17 protein-coding genes are annotated in these 18882 nt (G+C 55.8%); 7 read left to right on the top strand and 10 right to left on the bottom strand.

Annotation, left to right across the window (positions count from 1 at the left end):
* Window positions 1–32: 32 nt before the first annotated feature.
* The 3 genes from AC4HNJ_RS14115 to AC4HNJ_RS14105 are packed head-to-tail and all read left to right on the top strand — an operon-like array spanning window position 33 to window position 5049.
* Window positions 33–1886, top strand: a complete 1854-nt coding sequence (locus AC4HNJ_RS14115; RefSeq protein WP_490480227.1) for an FUSC family protein — start codon at window positions 33–35, stop codon at window positions 1884–1886.
* Complete coding sequence (locus AC4HNJ_RS14110) at window positions 1867–3294, top strand: TolC family protein (protein ID WP_490480226.1); 1428 nt, start codon at window positions 1867–1869, stop codon at window positions 3292–3294. The genes AC4HNJ_RS14115 and AC4HNJ_RS14110 overlap by 20 nt, the downstream gene beginning before the upstream one ends.
* Before the next feature lie 45 nt (window positions 3295–3339).
* Window positions 3340–5049, top strand: coding sequence for a thiamine pyrophosphate-dependent enzyme (locus AC4HNJ_RS14105; protein ID WP_490480225.1), 1710 nt, complete (start codon window positions 3340–3342; stop codon window positions 5047–5049).
* 82 nt (window positions 5050–5131) lie between these two features.
* Here the strand turns inward: AC4HNJ_RS14105 and AC4HNJ_RS14100 are convergent, their stop codons facing one another.
* Together AC4HNJ_RS14100 and AC4HNJ_RS14095 are read right to left on the bottom strand one after the other, a co-directional pair.
* Window positions 5132–5446, bottom strand: coding sequence for a DUF2384 domain-containing protein (locus tag AC4HNJ_RS14100; protein WP_490480224.1), 315 nt, complete (start codon window positions 5444–5446; stop codon window positions 5132–5134).
* A complete protein-coding gene (locus AC4HNJ_RS14095; RefSeq protein WP_490480223.1) occupies window positions 5430–5693 on the bottom strand; it encodes a hypothetical protein in 264 nt (87 codons plus the stop codon). The genes AC4HNJ_RS14100 and AC4HNJ_RS14095 overlap by 17 nt, the downstream gene beginning before the upstream one ends.
* 297 nt (window positions 5694–5990) lie before the next feature.
* Here AC4HNJ_RS14095 and AC4HNJ_RS14090 point away from each other — a divergent pair, with 297 nt between their 5' ends.
* Complete coding sequence (locus AC4HNJ_RS14090) at window positions 5991–6629, top strand: response regulator (protein WP_490480222.1); 639 nt, start codon at window positions 5991–5993, stop codon at window positions 6627–6629.
* Between the two features lie 552 nt (window positions 6630–7181).
* On the opposite strand, the gene AC4HNJ_RS14085 is transcribed toward AC4HNJ_RS14090, so the two are convergent.
* From AC4HNJ_RS14085 to AC4HNJ_RS14070, 4 genes are all read right to left on the bottom strand, one after another.
* Entirely contained in the window at window positions 7182–8111 is a 930-nt protein-coding gene (locus AC4HNJ_RS14085; protein WP_490480221.1) for a helix-turn-helix domain-containing protein, read from the bottom strand.
* A gap of 411 nt (window positions 8112–8522) precedes the next feature.
* Window positions 8523–9356 (bottom strand): enoyl-CoA hydratase/isomerase family protein, encoded by an 834-nt coding sequence (locus AC4HNJ_RS14080; protein ID WP_490480220.1) that lies wholly within the window; start codon window positions 9354–9356, stop codon window positions 8523–8525.
* Window positions 9357–9390: 34 nt separating this feature from the next.
* Entirely contained in the window at window positions 9391–12222 is a 2832-nt protein-coding gene (locus AC4HNJ_RS14075; protein ID WP_490480219.1) for an FAD-binding and (Fe-S)-binding domain-containing protein, read from the bottom strand.
* Window positions 12223–12326: 104 nt separating this feature from the next.
* Window positions 12327–13199, bottom strand: coding sequence for a fumarylacetoacetate hydrolase family protein (locus AC4HNJ_RS14070; RefSeq protein WP_490480218.1), 873 nt, complete (start codon window positions 13197–13199; stop codon window positions 12327–12329).
* 445 nt (window positions 13200–13644) lie between these two features.
* On the opposite strand from AC4HNJ_RS14070, the gene AC4HNJ_RS14065 reads away from it, so the two are divergent.
* From AC4HNJ_RS14065 to AC4HNJ_RS14055, 3 genes are read left to right on the top strand one after another with little or no spacing between them, the layout of a single operon-like run.
* Window positions 13645–14448, top strand: coding sequence for an acetoacetate decarboxylase family protein (locus AC4HNJ_RS14065; RefSeq protein WP_490480217.1), 804 nt, complete (start codon window positions 13645–13647; stop codon window positions 14446–14448).
* Between the two features lie 43 nt (window positions 14449–14491).
* Window positions 14492–14866, top strand: a complete 375-nt coding sequence (locus tag AC4HNJ_RS14060; protein ID WP_490480216.1) for a tautomerase family protein — start codon at window positions 14492–14494, stop codon at window positions 14864–14866.
* Window positions 14867–14884: 18 nt separating this feature from the next.
* A complete protein-coding gene (locus tag AC4HNJ_RS14055; protein ID WP_490480215.1) occupies window positions 14885–14992 on the top strand; it encodes a hypothetical protein in 108 nt (35 codons plus the stop codon).
* Between the two features lie 341 nt (window positions 14993–15333).
* On the opposite strand, the gene AC4HNJ_RS14050 is transcribed toward AC4HNJ_RS14055, so the two are convergent.
* The 4 genes from AC4HNJ_RS14050 to AC4HNJ_RS14035 form a co-directional block, all read right to left on the bottom strand.
* On the bottom strand, window positions 15334–15762 hold the full coding sequence (locus AC4HNJ_RS14050) for a hypothetical protein (RefSeq protein WP_490480214.1): 429 nt from the start codon (window positions 15760–15762) through the stop codon (window positions 15334–15336).
* A gap of 665 nt (window positions 15763–16427) precedes the next feature.
* Window positions 16428–17516, bottom strand: a complete 1089-nt coding sequence (locus AC4HNJ_RS14045; RefSeq protein WP_490480213.1) for an alkene reductase — start codon at window positions 17514–17516, stop codon at window positions 16428–16430.
* Window positions 17517–17592: 76 nt separating this feature from the next.
* Complete coding sequence (locus AC4HNJ_RS14040; protein ID WP_490480212.1) at window positions 17593–18294, bottom strand: SDR family oxidoreductase; 702 nt, start codon at window positions 18292–18294, stop codon at window positions 17593–17595.
* A gap of 99 nt (window positions 18295–18393) precedes the next feature.
* Window positions 18394–18840 carry an Ohr family peroxiredoxin gene (locus tag AC4HNJ_RS14035; RefSeq protein WP_490480211.1) on the bottom strand — a complete coding sequence of 149 codons (447 nt, stop codon included), beginning with the start codon at window positions 18838–18840 and terminating at the stop codon, window positions 18394–18396.
* Window positions 18841–18882: the final 42 nt, after the last annotated feature.

Below are 18882 nucleotides of genomic sequence, written 5' to 3'. Positions count from 1 at the left end.
CGCTACTGCGTCGCGAGCTGCAACTTGATGCCTTGCGGATTCACACGATTGCACGGATCGCCGCGGGAGCAGTGATCGCGGTAACCGTGGCGATGGTCTTCCAAATACCTCTGCCGGCCTATGTGGCATACCTGATCTTTCTTCTTTCTCAGGAGGACACCGCTTCAACGCTTATTAGTGCAATAGGTGGCCTGGTTGCGGTAACACTCGCAGTCGCCCTTTCGCTGCTGTTCTACGTTTTTGACGCGTCGGCGCCTGCGCTTCGAATTCCGCTGCTCGCTCTGAGCACATTCATCGGCATGTTTCTGTCGCGCACGAGCACATTAGGCCCGATCATCTTTTTATCCGGCTTCGTCCTGGTGCTTTCGCAGACACTCATCGATCACGCACCGAGCACAGAAGTGATTACCCACATCGTGCTGTGGCTTTGGGTAGTAGTGGCGATACCGGTCTTTACGGTCATGGTACTGAACCTTTTGACCGGACAAAGCCCGGTATCACTGTCCCGGCAACGCGCTGCGTCGTTGATGGATGCTGTCGCTGACTACATCGAACTGCCACGTTCCCACAATCCATCGCTGTTGCGGGACAAGCTTCTGGAGCTCGACAAGCTCAAAGGCAAAGCCTTCCTCTGGAATAAAAAGCTCAGGGCCTTTGCCGAAGAGGACCAGCGACTCATGGGGCTTATGCTCGAAATCCTTCAAATTGCACGCGCGTTGCCGCCAGAGCTCGCGACGGCGTCCCGGCGCAGTTTGGCTTTGAGCATTCGCGACAGCCGAGCGCACTTTCTCCAGCGCAGAGGCATTGACACCGCCACCGTGCCGGTGACTCAAGACGATGAAGCATACGACTTCACCTTCGAAGCGCTTCGCAAGGCGGTCATGGACTTGCATGCAGTAGCCGGTGGATCAGCCGAACCAAGCACTCCAAACGTTCGAGCAGCCAGCGGGCGCAAGCTGTTAGTGGCTGACGCATTCACGAATCCGGCGCATGTGCATTATGCACTCAAAGTGACTTTTGCGGTGTTAGCCGCCTACGCCACATACTCGCTATTGGACTGGCCGGGTATCAGCACGGCCGTGACGACATGTTTCTTCGTGTCACTGGCTACTTTAGGCCAGAGCGTCCACAAACTGACATTGCGCCTTTCGGGCGCGATTTTGGGAGGTGTCATCGGCGGCCTATGCCTGGTCTTCGTTATCCCGTCACTGACCGATATTGGCCAGCTATGCCTGCTTATCGCTGGCGCCTCCGTACTTTTTGCCTGGGTCTCTACAAGCAGCGAAAACTTCTCATATGCCGGCATGCAAATGGCGTTCGCATTTTTTTTAGGTGTACTGCAAGGCCACGCACCTGCAAGTGACCTGACGGTTCTGAGGGATCGTGTTGTCGGCATCCTGGTCGGGAACATCTGGATCAGCATCTTTTTCACCAGCCTATGGCCTGTGAGTGCGCTTCAGCAGACACGCGACCTTTGGTCCGCGTCACTCAAAAAACTGAGTGAACTTCTTGTTGCACCAACCGCAAAAGCTGCCGAAGAGTTGCGGCTGGAAATCAATGCCAAAGCGCAACAGGCAGCGTTATTGAAGTCCCGATCGACATTCGAAGGACAACTGCTCAAGAGCCGTCGTCCGGCGCATACCGCCGAGCTTGAAGCCGATGCCATAGAGCGGGTCACCAGCTCGGCATTTATCCTGCGCCGCCTGCAATCCATCGCACCCCCTTCTTCCAACGCCGATGTTTCGACGTCGCAGCGCTTGCTAGCGCTATCCAAAGGAGAAGTTCCTATTTCGCCTCGCCTTCATATTCCGGACCCGACGTCATTTGTCGACCGTGCGCGCTCGCTCTTAAATGATGAGATCGACCATGCAACGCGCCTGTTATGAGTCCTTAAGTGTGATCGGTTGCGGCATCGCCATCATGCTTTGCGGAACCCTTACGCTGGCATCCGCGAAAGATGTGCCAGTTTCCTGGGCGCAAAAGCCCGCGGCCACCGGTTCGCCATCAACCACGCAGGTACCTGCGGCCGAAGATCGAACCTATTCGTTACCGGAACTGTTGAAGTTAGCGTTGTCGATCAACCCACAAACGCGAGAAGTTGAAGAACAGGCATACCAAGCGAACTTGGCGACACGATTGGCCAAGAGCCAATACGCGCCGCAGATCGATATCAAGGCACTCGGCGGCATTCAACATACGCCACTGGCCATTCCGACAAACGTGGCTCCCAGGGGTTACTTCATTTCTTCCTCACGTGAAATCTTTCCCACCTTGGAACTGAAGTGGCTTTTGCTTGATTTTGGCAGACGCAAGGGTGAAGTCGAAACGGCTCAATACAATGCCGATGCCGCTCAGTCGGCCGTTTTTGGTGTTCAGGAAAAGCTGGTCTACGACGTTTCCGAAGCTTATTTCGAGACGGTTTCTGCACAGGGGCGCATTCGGGCCGCACAGAAGGCGCTGGACGCCGCATCGCTTACTGAAAAGGCTGTGCTAGATCAACGCAATCATGGACGCGCCACGATAGTCCAGGTCGCCGAAGCACAGCGTCAGACCGCAGCCATGCGCCTGGCGCTCACGAAAGCGTCGGGCACTGCCGACACGGCATTTGCCAGCTTGGTTGCGACGGTCGGCTTGCCGCCGGAGAGCCACTTCGAAATCGCATCGCTTCCTGACGTTTCGCGAGAGGATTCCTTGCGGCCACTGAACGCGCTGATTGATGAAGCCATCGCGTCGCGACCGGATATCCTTGCTGCCCAGGATAAAGTGGCGGCGGCGGAAGCCAGCGTCGATACGGCAAAAGCGGCTTACCGACCCACCATTAGCCTGGCTGCACAATTGTTCCAGAATGTCGGCGAAATCAGTAGCGACGGCAGTCCTTATTCATCGATTAACCGTACCGGTAATGCAGTGTTCGTTTCTTTCGAATGGGCACTATCCGATGGCGGTGCACGAGCCACCAAGGTATCGGCTGCCCTATCGGAGAAATCGGCGGCGGAAGACTCGTTGGCTGCTGCCAAGAACAGCGCTTCACAGCAAGTCGTGCAGGCTTATAACAATTTAAAGACAAGCCTCGACAACCGCATTCAGGCGCTTGCTTATACAAAGGCATCCGACCTTGCCTATCAGGCGACGTTGGATTCCTATCGACGCGGGCTCAGCAGCATCACCGATCTTATGAACAACGAGGCGATACTCGCGCAAGCGCAAGCTGACCAAGAAGATGCGGATGCCAATGTGCAAATTGCAAGGGCGGCGCTTGATCTTGCGCTCGGCCATCAGCCTGTATCGCCATGACCTCCCTCTCCCTTTTCCTGTCTGACACCCAAGGTAGAACGCGCCATGAGCAAGAAAGTCGCCGAAATCATTGTAGAGGTTCTAGAAGAAGCGGGTGTCAAACGTTGCTACGGCATCGTCGGCGATACCCTGAACCTGATCGCCGAACATCTCGATAAGAGTCCCATCGAATGGGTGCATATGCGGCACGAAGAGGCGGGAGCGTTCGCCGCGGGCTGTGAAGCATCGTTTACCGGTCAATTGACGGCGTGTGCAGGCAGCTGTGGGCCGGGCAGCCTGCACTTCATCAATGGGCTGTACGAGGCCAACCGCAATCGCTCGCCCGTGGTCCTGATCGCCAGCAGCATCTTGATGAGCGAAATGGGATTTGAGTTCATCCAGGAGGTGGATTTCAAATCCGTATTCAAGGAATGCTCGGTGTTCTGCGAGATGATCCTTACTCCGGATCAAGCACGTAAAAAGGCAGTGATGGCCTGCCAAACCGCCATCGCCAAGCGCGGCGTTGCGGTGCTGATTGTTCCTGTCGACATATCGCACGGCGATGTCCACGACGATGTTCCTTATAGCGTTCACTTTCCGCGTCCAACCGTTCGTCCCAACGACGATGAGCTGGCGGAAATCGCCAACATCCTCAATGCCGGCCAAAAAGTCACTATTTATGCGGGCTCCGGCTCCGATGAGGCACTGAGCGAGATCATCGCCGTCGCCGAGCAACTCAAGGCTCCGATCGCACATACCTCACGAGGAAAGAGCTTCCTTGAGCATGACAACCCGTACAACGTCGGTATGACGGGTATTCTCGGCAATGAAGCGGGCTATAAGGCTGTGCTGGAGTGCGACACGCTTCTCTTGCTGGGCGCCGATTTCGCCTGGCGGCAGTTCTATCCCGACAAAGCCAAGATCGTGCAGATCGATCTGGATCCAACCCATCTTGGCCGTCGCCATCCTGTGACCTTGGGTGCCGTCGGCGACATCAAGCCGACCCTGCGCGCGTTACTTCCCCTTTTGAAGAAAAAGGCGGACGGCAGCCACCAGAAGACATACGTCGATCGCTATCACGAACACGTGGCGTCCTGGAAAAAACAGATCGCGCCGGGCCGGAACGACACCATTCCAGGCTCGTACCTCACCTCCGTCATCAGCAAGCACGCTGCGGACGACGCTCTTTTTACCGGCGATGACGGTACTCCGATCTTCTGGGCGACTCGCTGCATCGATACCAACGGCAAGCGACGCGTTTACGGAAGCCTCTTGCATGGCACGATGGCGACCGCACTCTCCGGTTCGCTAGGACTGAAAAAGGCTGCTCCCGATCGTCAGGTCATCGCGCTCTGCGGCGACGGCGGTATAACGATGCTATTCGGCGAACTACTGACGACCATCCAAGAAGACATTCCCGTCAAGATTGTCGTCTATGACAACAGCAAATTGGGGTTTGTCGAGATCGAGCAGATGTCCGAAGGCATGCTCGACACATTCACACGCATGAAAAATCCCGATTTTGGAAAGGTGGCACAGGCTATCGGCCTGTGGGGCAAAACCGTCAGCAAGGCATCCGAACTGGAATTCGCCATCGACGAATGGCTCGCCCAACCTGGACCGGCTTTACTTAATGTGACGGTCAATCCACTGGAGCTGACCAAGCCGCCCTTCCTTGAGATGAAACCTGTCGTGGGTATGGCGTTGTACACCACGCGAGCCATCCTTCACGGGCGCGGCGCGGATGTCATAGAGATGATTCGAGAAAACATCTGATCTTTCGGCGCAGAATATGAACCGCAGGCTGGGCCGCCGTCATGCGGCCTGGCCAACGCGGCTTCAAAGGGCGCCGGCGAGTTTAGCCAGGCAAGCCGCAGGCTCGTGTCACCTCTTCCCAAAGCCGATCAGCCTCGCCATCGGCAATGACCTGGTAGGCATTTCGGCCCTCAAACACTTTGTGATGCATACACATCCATCGTGCCGCCCGCGACCGATCACCAAAGCCGGTGATTAGAACACTGGAGAAATCCTTGAGGTGTTCCTCAAGCACCAAGAACGCCGCAAAGGCGGTTCTCTCCCTCATGGAATAAACCTCTTCGAGTTGCGCGCTCACCGCTGCAAACGGGTTTCCATTTCTCATACTCAACCCCTTGGTGTCAGTCGCGATAGCCACGCTTGATTGATCTCAGAAAATCGATGACGAGGCCGGCGTCGCCCATTCGAACCAACTCCTCGGCCGTCTTGTCGCCGAACTCGTGGATCTTTACCGTCAAATACCAGTCACGCACACGTGACTCGTCGTGCTCGATGCACTTGGCAAGCCGACACACATTCCAAAAGTCCGTACTTGACGAACGATGGAAAGGCTGGCTGATGTTCCGCGGCCATTCCCACGTCTCCGCGCACATGCGTGTTGTCATCGTGCAGTCCTCATCACGGGCCAGTGAAAGCCAAGCTACGCGTAGTGCTAAACTACTTCTTGCAGGTTTTTGCACTGGAATGTGTTTTTTTCCAATGGCAGCCACGCATCAGAGATGGGCGTTGGATCAGGGCGCGCATGCGGAACGCGCGTAAAAACCCTGATGAGTTGAAAGAAAATACACTTTTGAGCATTGAATTGCCCATTTTGTCAGCGCATAGTCGGGCCCGATGGGGAGACAGTGAGGATCCCGCTCACACCCTTGTTTTCGGTGCACACGACGGAAAACAGGTGACTTTTGAACGACGCTAAAGAACGATGCGGGATCCTGGTCGTCGATGACCATCCGGTCATGCGGGACGGACTGAGAGCGGTCATCGAGCAGGAATCCGATATGGAAGTCAGCGGCGAAGCCGCCGATGGCAAGGAGGCCATTGCACTCTTTCGAAAATTGCTTCCGGACGTCATGTTGATCGATCTTCAGATGCCCGTCATGGATGGCCTGCAGGCCATCACGGCCATTCGCAGTGAATTTCCCGACGCAACGATCATCGTGCTCACTACCTTCCCTGGCGACGCTCGCGTCGTTCGAGCATTTACGCTCGGTGCGACGTCTTACCTGCTTAAAACAGCCCGTCGTGAGGAGATTATCAAAGCCATACGCGATGCACTGACGGGTCGTCACATCGTAGCGCCCGAGGTAGCTCAAGAAATTGCCAGCCATACGGGCCGCGAGGGACTAACCGATCGCGAGATCGTCGTTCTTTCTCTCGTCGCTCAAGGGCGTAGCAATCGTCACATCGCCATGGCGTTGAACATCACGGAAGATACGGTTAAAGCCCGCATGAAGAGCATCATGGCGAAGCTAGGTGCCGAAGATCGTACGCATGCCGTGATGATTGCGGTCAAACGCGGTTTTTTGGACTCGCTGCCCTAGCACGCCTTCGTAAGAAACATCATGCCTTCGAGAACCTTTGCCATAACGCGTTGCCAATCCACATCCCGGCACCAAGTGCCAGTGGGTACTCCCAGCTGCATTGGGTCGGCCAGACAATCCAATCGGCCATGGCACATATCAGTCCGCTCGCCATCAATACCTGACTGATTCGACGGCACCAAACACGTTCGATAAGTGCTTTGGAGCCTAGACTGACGGGCACGACACGATGCCATGTCGGCTCTTTATTGCCCCACATGCGTCGATATTCAAGAACAAAGCACGTAAACAGCGCAGCCAAACCCGCCAGGTTGGGCATAAGCCAAAGGCTTGCATAAGCACAATCGGCCGGAAGAGTCGATGCCAGTACCGACATCAGCCCAACGGCAGCGATGAACGCCGCGACATTGACGTACGCTGGAAGGCGACATGCCGTAGTGCCCCTATTCGACTGAGATTGGGTAATGGCAACTCTATTCCGGCTTTGCATAACCACCTCACCTACCGCAGGAACGGCGACGGAGCATGCGCCAACGTGAGGCTATTTCATCTCTAAGCCACTTCCGCCCTTCTCTGCATCCCCAACGACTTACGCCAGGCACCCGGCGCTATGCCCATTCGCTGCGTGAATATGCGACTGAAATGGCTTTGGTCGGAAAAGCCGGCATTAAAGGCAATTTCGGCAAGCGAGATAACCGGATCGTCCATCAGCTCGATGGCCAGATCGACGCGCTTGAATAGCAACCATTGGTGTGGAGAGATGCCGGTGCTCTTTTTGAAGCCACGCACGAAAGCGCCTGCCGATAGTCCGCATGCTTCGGCGAGTTCGTTGATCGAAACGCCTTCGGTGAGCCGCTCGCGCATGATCTGTTTGGCGAGACGTTGCTGCCACGGCGCAAGAGTTCCACGAATTGCAGAATGCTGTGCTGACTGACCGCTATAGCTGGAAGCCACGTATGCACATAAGCCCTGAAGTAGATGATCGACCAAAGGCTGGTGCTTAGAGATATCGCTACGGAACAGCGGCAACAACGCCTGACCTATGCTGTTGACGATCGGGTCGTGAACCTGTTCGCCAGGTCTAATCGCAACATCACCCAACGGCTGGCTTTCGGTGCTCTTCACCATCTCAGCGATAGCGCGGCGCGGCAGGTAAAAATACAGGCCGTGTAGAGGGCCGCCAATGTAAGTGATGGGATCTCGCCGCAAATCCAGCGCGTAAAGCGATTCAGCCTCGCAATCGCACGCGCAAGCAGGGCGTCCTTCGTACCACAATTCCAGTTGCGACTGGGCTGCCAAGTTTAGACATAGCAGATAGGCATCTTCCTTTCCAAGCGGCGACGTCATACCGAAACCAGATTGATCGATACGCAATTCTGTTACCGCCAATGGCACGCCTTGCTTGGTGCAACTAAGAAGTGTCGGCGGAGTGCTTAAACGAAACGAACGACCGAGCCGCTCACCATATGCGCCACTAAACATGGTGTTTCTCCGAACGGGGGATTTTCAGAGCGTTCCTGGTGGATATCGCATCCTGATTGGTACCGTACTCTTTGTTTCCAGCGTTCGAAGCCTTCCTCAGGGTAAAGATATTCACCCTAATGGATAATTAAATTGACTCAAAAGTGTGGCCGCGCGTTCGATATGCATCGTTCGAGATGTACGGCAATGCTGAAAGCCGCCTTGCAGACGTGCGTACGTGGCGAATCCGCGACATCTGACAAGCGATCCATCCCGTGTTGTACATAGGGATCTACGACACCACCGACTGCCAGCATGATGGCTGGCCAGTGAATAGGCCAACGCCACAGTAGAACCACCCCTCGTCACAATACCGATCAATGTGTTGCATTTTTTTGCAATGTCCTGAACTCGCCGACCGTCCGACGCGGTTTATTTTGTTGAGGACAATCTCTCTAGAAAATCCATTTCCAACTCGCCTTCATACGTTTCGGCGCCCACTGCCAATGCTTCTTTCACACGCGCTTGCGACACCTCGCTGGCGACGCTCAAATCGGACTCATGCGCCTCCACCAGGAGACCTTCTGCCACGGAGCTAAATGCCCCAACATCCACTGCCCTCTTGACGTGAGCGATGGTATGCGCAGGAAACGAGGCGATACGTTTAGCCAGTTTCTCGACAAAGGGCGTTAACTCTGCTGCTGGCAATGCTCGGTTGATGTATCCATAAAGCTCTGCCAGTTCCGCCGGGAGATCATTACAACCTAACAGCACTTCCAAGGCGCGTGCGCGCCCCATGACCCGTGGCAAGCGTTGCGTGGCACCGCCACCCGGAACAAGTCCTACCGCAACCTCTGGATGACCAAAAATCGCTTTGCCTATCGCACCGAAGCACATGTCCGCGGCCAGCGCGATTTCACTGCCGCCGCCTCGGCATCGTCCTTCGATTTTGGCAATCGTCACCTTGGGCATGTTTCTGAACCGCTCGCCGATCATTTGTGTAAGACGAAAGCTGCGCGTATGGGATACCCATTTGGAAGCAGCTCCAACCCGGCCCAAGCCAGAGTGGGCAATAAAGAATTCAGGAAGCGCGCTCTGCAAAACGATGACGCGAATGCTCTCATCGGTTTCGAGCTCTCTGCCGAGTCTGTCCAATTCCGGCGACAGAACTTCATCGAGCAGATTTATTGGCGGGTGATTGATGCTGACGAATGCGACCCCGGAATCGAACGCGAATTGGAGACAGTTGTAGTCGGTATATTGCATAAGATGGATTCCTCGATGAGCATGGAGTTATCCTTCAGCCCGCGTCCGGACGACTCAATTCTTCAAGCAGAAAAACAAACGACTCATACGGTCGCCCGGTCGCATGTCGAAGGCCCATCTCGCAGGTTCGGTTTGCCGAAAGGTAGGCGTCAGCCGGATGAGCATCCAGAACGGCTTTGACCTCTCGGGTTGACGAGACGACGAGTTCGGGATGCAGGAGGCCTCTGTCTCCCGCTGTGCCACAACAGGTCGTGCCGATCGGCACCTCGACATCATCGGCCAGATGCATCGCGATGTGCTTGAGCTCTTTAGCTAACTCCAAATGCGTAATGGAGCATGTTGGATGCACAGCGACTCGCCCAAGTTTTCGTCGGATCGTTAAGTTGGGAAGCAGGTCGCGACACCACGCAATCGAATCGATGATGGTCAGGCTCTCGTACTTCGCCTTAGTTTCGGCGTCGAGAAGGGAAGCGATATCCTGGCTGAGTGCGAGCGTGCACGATGCTGCATCAACGACGATCGGGAGCTTGCCGCCATCGCTCCACCGCAGCATGGCGTCGGCAATGGATTTAGCCATGAACGCATGGCCTTTGGGATAGCCTTTCGACTTCCAAGGCGTGGAGCAACACAGGCCGGCGACATCAGGCGGAATCCACAACGGTTTACCTGCGCGCTCGGACAGCGTGACGAATGCCTCCGGCAGGGACGGCGAAGCAGGACCATCCGGATCGCGGCCAAACATCCGGTTGATGCAGGCGGGAAAGTAGACGGCTGCGGCGCCGTTCTTTTGGGTCGACGACGGAGCCCGAGCAGCCCGGGGCATAGGACCCGGCACACTGGGGACCAGATCGGGACTCACGATGGCTCGCGCAGTGCCGGTCAAGGCCGTCAGCGGCTTCACGCCGAATAGCTTGTAGAACGCATGCGTAGCGGACAGGCTGCCCCGAGCCAGCGTCTCGACCGCGCTCCAGTTCTTGGCCAGTCGCAACGCGACCTTGTCGGCGGTCGAGGTGGTTTCCATCGAACGGAATTCGCGGATCAGCGCACCGGTGTTGATACCGATCGGACAGGGAATCGCGCACGTGCCATCGCCGGCGCAGGTCTCTATGCCGTCGTACTGATACTCCTCCTGCAGCTGGGTAAGCATCGGTGATCCGGGCGATTGGCGGGCCATTTCACGCCGGGTCACGATACGCTGCCTCGGTGTCATGGTGACGTTGCGGCTGGGACAGACCGGTTCGCAAAATCCGCACTCGATGCATTGCACGGAATCGGTAACGTTTTCGATCAGCGGCACCGACTTCAAATTCTCCAGGTGGAGTTTGGCATTGCGGGTCAGGATCACGTTCGGCCCCAGAATGCCTTTGGGGTCGGCCAGCTCCTTGATTCGCCACATCATGGCGGTGGCCTTTTCGCCCCATTCCGACTCGACGAAAGGCGCCATGTTGAGGCCAGTGCCGTGCTCGGCTTTGAGCGAGCCGTCGTGCTTGCGAACGACGAGCTCGACCAGCTCTTTCATGAAGACCGCGTAGCGTTCGTGATCCTCTGGATTGCCAAAGTCCGCGACCAGCGTGAAGTGAAGATTTCCGTGGGCTGCGTGGCCCGCGACGCCGGGGATGAAGCCGTGCTTGCTTAGCAATGCCTGGACATCTCTCGCCCCTTGCGCCAGACGTTCCGGCGGAAAGCACACATCTTCGGTGATGAGTGTCGAGCCCTTCGGACGCAGTTTGCCGACCAACCCAAGCAGTCCTTCGCGCACGTGCCACGCCAGCTCAACCGCTTCCTCCACACTCGTGAACTCTACAGGGTGGAGTAGATGGGCATTGGCGGTCAGTGCGATGACCTCGTTCTGCAAAACGTCCAGCGCTTGCGTGTCTTCGGCGCCGAACTCCACAAGCAGCGCCGCGGCATTGGGATCGAGGGTTTTCCAGTAGCAAGGGGTGTTCGCGAACGCCTTGCCCGCCGCAGTAAGCGCGGGAGCGATCATCAACTCCACGGCGGTGGCGCCGAGACCGACAAGGCTCGGCACGAGGCCGACCGCTTCGTCGATGGTTGGGACCGGTATCCACGCGACGCTGGTCACGTTAGGAGCAGGAACGGTATTGATCACAGCCTCGGCAACGAACGCCAGCGTGCCCTCGGATCCCACGAGCAGACGACGAAAGATATCGAGTGGCGTCTCGCCGTCGAGCAGTGCGCAGAGTCGATAGCCATGGGTGTTTCGTATCGAATACTTGCGTCGCACGCGGTCGGCCAGCTCGCGATCGGCGAGCAGCTCTTCGCGAAGTGCCAGCAGTCCTTTCGCAAGATCAGGTTCGGCTCGTTCGAATGCTGCTTCCGCGTCAGGAGCCGAGGTGTCGATGACGGCGCCGGAAGCCGTGACGAACGTCATCGCCGACACAGTCTGATACGCGTCGTTTTTGACGGTGCAGCGCATACCACCGGAGTTGTTGGCGATCACGCCGCCAACGGTGCAGGCATTCAAGCTCGCGGGGTCCGGTCCTAGCCGTCGCCCGTATCGCGCGAGCATGGCGTTGATGTGTCCCAGGATCATTCCCGGACGCGCGCGCACTCGCAAGCCGTCATTCTTCACGTTGGCGCCGTACCAGTGACGACGCACATCGATGAGCAGGTCGTCCGATAAGGATTGGCCGTTCAAGCTGGTTCCGGCAGCGCGGAGCGTCGCGTGCCTTCCCTTGTCCCGGCAATAACGGAAGAGCTTGACGATGTCATCGGTGGTTCGGGGCTGTACAACAACTTGTGGGACGAGCCGATACGGGCTCGCATCGGAGGCAAACCGTACGAGATCGATCGCCCTGTGGAGGACATTCTGTTCTCCCAGAAGAGCGACGAGATCCGCTTTCATATCTGCGGGTGTGCCACCCACCAGAGAGGTGTCCACAGCATCGCTCTTAGGTGGGCCTTCGTATCGTCCGATGCGTGCAGGATTTGCGGACAATAATTTTCTACTCATCGCGTTGCCTCGTCGTGTGACTCGCACTGAACGGTATTGCTCAAGACACCCATTCTCTCGATCTCCACTTCGAAGACATCGCCTGGCCGCATGTAAACAGGTGGTTTACGCGCCGCCCCAACGCCGCCGGGTGTTCCGGTAATGATCACGTCGCCCGGCTCTAGACTGATTGCAACACTGATCAGTTCGATCAGCGTTGGCACATCGAAAATGAGCTTGTCGATAGAAGAGTGCTGCATTACCTGACCGTTCAAGCGCCCCTGGATGTGTAAACCGTGGGCTCCCGGCGGCAATGCATCGGGCGTCACCAGCCAGGGACCAAACGCCCCTGTGCCATCGAAATTCTTGCCCATCGTCCATTGTGGCGTGCGTAACTGAAAATCGCGGATCGTTGCATCGTTGAACAGGGAATAGCCCGCAACATGATCGAGGGCTTTATCGCGGTGGATGCGGCGCTTTCCTTGGCCGATCACCACGGCAAGCTCCGCTTCGTAGTCAAGCGCGCTCGATTCGCGCGGCAAGCGGATCGGCTCACCGTGAGCGATAAGACTCGTCGCAAAGCGCGCAAAAATTTCGGGATAAACCGGTTTTTTTAAGCCACTTTCCTCAAGGTGATCATCATAGTTCAGACCGACACAAAGAATTTTCGGTGGCGTGAGTACCGGCGGCCGTATCCGAACTGCGTTCAGATCGATGGCATGCGTGGAGAGAAGCTCTTTGCCTATGCGTAACAGATCTGCGCCTTGCCCAATAAGTTCGGGAAGAGTGCCTGGAAATCCGTCTTCGCGATCCGTAAGGCCATGCCAGCCCGAATCATCACTCGCCGCAATTCCAAGCGCACCTCCTTTCTCGAAATGGACGATGCGCATAGATTTCTCCTTCAGTTATTTGTGGCGACATGTTTCAGCGCCATTGATTCGCTCTAATCCATTGGATAGTTATTTCATTCAAAAACACGCCATACGAATCCAATGTCAAACGACTTCGCGATGTTTACGGCACGAATAAAGCTAGCGCAGTGCCTTCCTTATCGCTTGTACGAGGTTGATCGGATATGTACAAAAGCTCCGCCGCTTAGACCAGATTGGACGAAGCCTAGCCGTGCTAACCGCGCACATGGAGTCATCCCACATCGCAAAGTTGCTACGAACACGCGCAGTATTTCTTCCGTTAGACGTCATCTTTGTACAAGACCACCCCAGTCTCGAATGCCATATTCATACCAACCCCGGTTGCGTCATCAAGGCAATAAAACCCCGCAATAACCGCGAAAACGGCCGGTGGATCCCCTGAACTTCATCAAGGCCCGACTAGATGAAAACTAACTTCTTTGCTCCCCTCACCTCGCGCGGTATATCCAGCATTTCCCCTGCACCACCTTGGCACTATGCAGGCGATGTTCTTGTCATCGATTTCTGGGCTCGCCCGGAAGCAGTCGCAGCACTACTACCTGAAGAACTGAAGGCCGACGCTAAAGCCGAAGGGCATGCACAGGCCTATTTCATCGATTGGCAGTTCACCGCTGGGCACGAAGAGCTGCTGAATCCCGAACGATACCAATATCGCGAGTTCTTTATCCTCGTTGACGCTTTGTTCAATGGGAAACCGGTTGCCTACTGCACGTACATTTTCGTAGACAACGATGCGGCTATGGCGCGTGGCTGGGCGCAAGGCTTTCCCAAGCGTCTTGGCACGGTTGCTCAAACTCGTACGTTTAGTGCGAGCGGTCCTGCCGCCACGAAACTTGTCGCGGGAAGTCAATTGGGTGGAACGGCCTCAACGAGCGGACAGCGCATTGCAAAAGGTATCGTTACACTCGAAAAGCCAGTGACAGATCTGGCCGCATTAGGTTCGCGCCCTACCGTCAATATGCGTCATTTCCCGAGATTGGCTGCCGGCCAATGGGAACGTCCTGCTGTGCATGAGCTGGTAGAGTCCATCACGGACAATTTCACTCTGACAGACGTATGGATGGGCAAAGGCGAATTGACCTTGCCACAGTGCGATGGCGAGGAAATTTCTGACTTGGCTCCGCTGCGATGCGGGAATGGCTATCGCATGTGCATGTCGTATTCCGTGACCGACCTGAAGACGCTCGTCGACCACTCAGCAAAATGATGTCCTGGCACATCCTTTTTATCCCACTTATCGATCAAAACGCATGCCTCTCTACACGCTAACCACGCAGAAAGGAATGCTTGATGCCCAGGCCAAGCATCGCTTGGCCAAGGAACTCACATCTTTTCATTCCGAGTATGCGGGTGTTCCTGCAAATTGGGTGCACATCGTGTTCCAAGATTTCTCGCCTGGTGACGGATTCACTGCCGGCGAAGTGGCATCTACTGCCGCGCTTACGCTTTTGATTCGTACCGGAAGATCGACCGAATACAAGAAAGGCCTGTTGACGAATCTTTGGCGAATTTTTCAAACGGCGACCGCCGCACCTGACGATCAGATCGTCATCGGCATACAAGAAGTCTCTCCCAGCCAGGCTATGGAAATGGGGCAAATCATGCCCGACGTAGCGGAAAAATAATGAGAGCCAAGACCTGGGGTGCGAGATATGTTGGATATCCTCAGAGAAGAGCTACGGGTCGGAATGACTCTGACCGGATGCAACGACGTCAGCCGAGCTAGCCCAGACTTGTTGCTCAAGGACTGACACTTGCCGCCGCGTCCATTTCGGCACACCCTGTTGTTCGGGATGAAAGCCCCTCTTCATCAACGCAAACATTGAACAGGAATTCACCATGGCGCCACGACCGTCGCCGGTGGTCAAGGCCAACGTCACCCAAGTGCTATCGAACTTGAGGGCGCTCGGCATCAAGGTCACCTGATTGCCAAAACATCGAACAAGTTATTTGATTAGCAGCCGAAGCAACAGATACTTCCTACCCTCGATAACACAGTCGACTCGCCAGCCCAAACTTCAAAGCCATGGCAGCAAATACCTGGCACTGGCGTTAACCCGCGGCGCGAAGCGGTGTCAGCTTCAATGGATCATTAGGCGCGCGTCTGTTCAACCCCATATCGCATTGCATCTACGAGAACATCAACGTCTATATTTCTTAGTGTCCGGAATTTGATGCAATATCCAGTTACGCTTGCCTGACCGATCTTTTTTCCATAGTTCTCGGCCAGGTATTTTTTGTCTTTGACCCCCATAATGTAGACGGATATGCCTGTTGTATTTGCACTCATGCCGATCTGATAGAACTCCCTGTTTTTTGCATCGGCATACTTTATGGTCTGCGCTCCATAACCGATATTCGGATTTGAAACTACCTTGCCGCTTTCATCCCTGCCGTCGAGAAACCATAATTTACAGTGCGGCATGAGGCCAAGAATGATGCGATGAAGCTCCTGCATCTCGGTTCGTTTTGGCTCTGGCTGAGCTTCGATATAGCTTTTGATTTGGTCGCGTACGTTCATATCAAGATCTCTGTTTGGGATCCGCGCAGCCGAATCTTACCTCCAATGACTTGCCCTGATCGCCCATGACATAGCTGATCTGGGCAGGAACAAGCCGGATCAGGCTCTCAGCTGTGGCGACAATGGCCTCTTCACTTGAGCGTGGCGCTCATCCGAGTAGGCGCATGGCGTGGCGTTCTTGGCTTGATAAAATCAGCAAGCGAGGCTTTGTAAATGCATGTGCGGAATCATTCTCTCTTTCGGAAATGCTTCCGTCTCAGCAATGTAGAGCACTCGCAACAGACCTTCCGGAACCTTCCTAACATGCGAGGAGTCGATCGCGGTGTCTCCCGCTGCATTGCTAAAACCGGGGCACTAACAATACGTCGCTCGGCGGACGAATTTTGGCCCATTGCTTCTGATAGCGATCTTAAAACTCATGCGACGTGTAATGATTTCATCCTCTCACTTGCCGTTTCTTCGACAAGTGTTTGCGTAACGTTCATGGATGGGCTTCTCTCAATTGCAATGGTTGAAGAGCACACGCAAAACTATCTAGTAGTGTGATTAAAAAGTTACTTTGAATTGAACCTCGGCAGATGCTTGCCTGCGTTCGAGCAGTCAACGATGCCTCGAACAACCAGCCCTACCGATCATCGCCTGGCACATTTATAACTCAGCGCCAATCAGGCCGTTCGCGTCGGATAGTCGGTGTAACCCTTGGGGCCCGGGGTGTACAAAGTAGTCATGTCTACGGCATTCAGCGTCTCATTTGCGCGCATGCGTTCCACCAGGTCAGGATTGGCGAGGAACGGGCGCGCGAAAGCGATGAGGTCTGCATGCCCCGCCTTGAGCGCATCTTCAGCACTTTTGTGATCGAAGCCGCCTGCAAGGATAAACAAACCTTGGAATTCAGCGCGAAGCCGTAACTTGAATTCGGCCGGCACCGGCGGTGCACCCATGTACGAATCCATGGCCGAATGATCCAGCACATGAACATACAGCAAGCCAAGTCTCGACAGCTCCTGAGTGAGTGCCACGTATTGCGCTTCGATGCCGGGAAACGCGCCCGTGTTATTGAACACACCGTAGGGTGACAGTCGGATGCCGACGCGATGTGCACCAATGGCAGTAGCGGTGGCACGCGCAACGTCGAGTGCGAAGCGATTACGGCCGTCGGTGCTGCCGCCGTAGTCGTCGGCACGCTGATTGATGTTGGCGTTCAGGAATTGCTCGATCAGGTAACCGTTCGCGGCGTGCAACTCGACACCATCGAATCCCGCTTCGATAGCGAGTTGAGCTGACTTCGCATATTCACTGACGGCATGAGCGATGTCGGATTTGCTCATCGCCCGCGGCGTGCTGCGTGGCTGCATGCCCAGCACGTCGGTGTACATCTGGCCGGGGGATGCATCGGCCGTCGGGCCGAATACTTCCGCACCCGCAGGCATGTTCGCCACATGTGATACACGCCCCGAATGCATGAGCTGCACAAAGATCTTGCCGCCCTTTGCATGGACTGCATCAGTGACTGTCTTCCATCCGCGCACGTGCGCATCATTGAAGAGCCCAGGCATGCGTGCATAGCCGAGGCCGTTGGGTGAAGGTGAAGTACCCTCGGTGATGATCAGGCCTGCCGAAGCGCGCTGGCCGTAGTATTCGGCCATCAGCGCATTGGGCGTATTGGCGTCGACGGCGCGATTGCGTGTCATCGGTGCCATCACCGCGCGATTGGCTAATTGAATCGACATGGTAGTGAGAGGTTCGAAAAGCATGACAGCTCCTCAGAAAGTGCAAATGGCTTGAAGCTTGTTGTCGACAGAGGGCGGACCCGGCGATCGAATATCTGTTTCAGGTGTTTTGCGGCAGGTAGATGGGCCGAGCCGCCGTCAGGCCTTGCTTCACTTGCTGGCTGCGTTCATCGGCCAGCACCTCATCCAGGCCCGATTCGAGTCCGTCGAGCGCGCGCTTGACGATCTCTTCAGCACTGGACTTCGGTGCGTCGAATCCACGTGCAAGATCCGTATCGACAAAACCCATATGCAGTGCAAGCACCTGCGTCTTCTGTGCCGCCAGTTCGAGACGCAATGCATTGGTGAGTGACCATGCGGCAGATTTGCTCGCCGAATAGGCAGCCATTGAGCCAGTCACCCACGAGACAACCGACAGCACATTGAGCAACGCGCCACCACCGTTGGCCTTGAGAATCGGTGCAAAGGCCTTGCTCATGTGCAACATGCCGAAAAAGTTGGTTTCGAAAATGCGTCGCGTGACTTCTTCGCTGTCCGGAGCGAGAAAGCCTCCGGTCTGCGCGATGCCGGCGTTGTTGATCACAAGCGTCACATCTGACGCCAGTTCTGCGGCTGCAGCGACATCATGTGGATGGGTAACATCAAGCCGCAGCGGTTGCACACCGGATTGCGTAATGGTTGCCGGATCACGTGCGCCGGCGTAGACCTTGCGTGCGCCACGTGCGAGCAACTCGCGCGTAAATACCAGGCCGAGTCCGCGATTGGCTCCGGTGACAAGAACAGTGGCATTTTCAATTTTCATAAGAAACCCCAAGAGTGTTAGAAAAACGGGAAGCGTCGTTTTTAAGCTCGCCGTGAGCCAGTTCGTCGCCATTGGCACGACGAACCGGCTTGGTATGCTTCATGCCGTGATTACTTCCGTAACAACCTCGATATTGCCTGTCGTTGCCTGGGAATATGGGCAGAATTGATGAGCTGAATGGGCAAGCGCTTCCGCTGCGGCCTGGTCCATGCCCGGAATGCGAAGCGTGAATTTGGCGCCAAGGACCCACGCCGGTCCGTTCTCGCCGACGTTGACCTGCAGATCCACCGTCGTATCTTCCGGCAGCACGATATTCTTCATCGAGGCGACGATATTCAGGACGGTGATCCAGCAAGCCGACCATGCGCCTGCAAACAACTGCTCGGCCGTGGGGTGCAATTCGGCGGCGATGAACTCGTAGTTCTTTCCACCCACAGCCGACAACTTGATGTCGGCAACGCTGTTCTCGCCACGCTGAAGAGCGGGATCACGGTTGACCTTGGTGAGGGTCTCGCCGGTGTAGTGGACTTTTTCGATCTTTTTCATGATTCATTCCTTACAGGGGATTGGAGGAGGACATTGAAAACT

Source organism: Dyella sp. SYSU CM1112 (assembly GCF_058216415.1).
The sequence above is the reverse complement of the archived record's forward strand: the minus strand, read 5'-3'. Positions and strand labels throughout refer to the sequence as shown.

What these genes read in the sequence shown, in the direction of transcription:
- AC4HNJ_RS14075 (WP_490480219.1), bottom strand. Translation starts at nt 12,222, where the DNA reads ATGAAAGCGGATCTCGTCGCTCTTCTGGGAGAACAGAATGTCCTCCAC.
- AC4HNJ_RS14080 (WP_490480220.1), bottom strand. Translation starts at nt 9,356, where the DNA reads ATGCAATATACCGACTACAACTGTCTCCAATTCGCGTTCGATTCCGGG.
- AC4HNJ_RS14035 (WP_490480211.1), bottom strand. Translation starts at nt 18,840, where the DNA reads ATGAAAAAGATCGAAAAAGTCCACTACACCGGCGAGACCCTCACCAAG.
- AC4HNJ_RS14065 (WP_490480217.1), top strand. Translation starts at nt 13,645, where the DNA reads ATGAAAACTAACTTCTTTGCTCCCCTCACCTCGCGCGGTATATCCAGC.
- AC4HNJ_RS14105 (WP_490480225.1), top strand. Translation starts at nt 3,340, where the DNA reads ATGAGCAAGAAAGTCGCCGAAATCATTGTAGAGGTTCTAGAAGAAGCG.
- AC4HNJ_RS14060 (WP_490480216.1), top strand. Translation starts at nt 14,492, where the DNA reads ATGCCTCTCTACACGCTAACCACGCAGAAAGGAATGCTTGATGCCCAG.
- AC4HNJ_RS14040 (WP_490480212.1), bottom strand. Translation starts at nt 18,294, where the DNA reads ATGAAAATTGAAAATGCCACTGTTCTTGTCACCGGAGCCAATCGCGGA.
- AC4HNJ_RS14050 (WP_490480214.1), bottom strand. Translation starts at nt 15,762, where the DNA reads ATGAACGTACGCGACCAAATCAAAAGCTATATCGAAGCTCAGCCAGAG.
- AC4HNJ_RS14110 (WP_490480226.1), top strand. Translation starts at nt 1,867, where the DNA reads ATGCAACGCGCCTGTTATGAGTCCTTAAGTGTGATCGGTTGCGGCATC.
- AC4HNJ_RS14085 (WP_490480221.1), bottom strand. Translation starts at nt 8,111, where the DNA reads ATGTTTAGTGGCGCATATGGTGAGCGGCTCGGTCGTTCGTTTCGTTTA.
- AC4HNJ_RS14070 (WP_490480218.1), bottom strand. Translation starts at nt 13,199, where the DNA reads ATGCGCATCGTCCATTTCGAGAAAGGAGGTGCGCTTGGAATTGCGGCG.
- AC4HNJ_RS14045 (WP_490480213.1), bottom strand. Translation starts at nt 17,516, where the DNA reads ATGCTTTTCGAACCTCTCACTACCATGTCGATTCAATTAGCCAATCGC.
- AC4HNJ_RS14095 (WP_490480223.1), bottom strand. Translation starts at nt 5,693, where the DNA reads ATGACAACACGCATGTGCGCGGAGACGTGGGAATGGCCGCGGAACATC.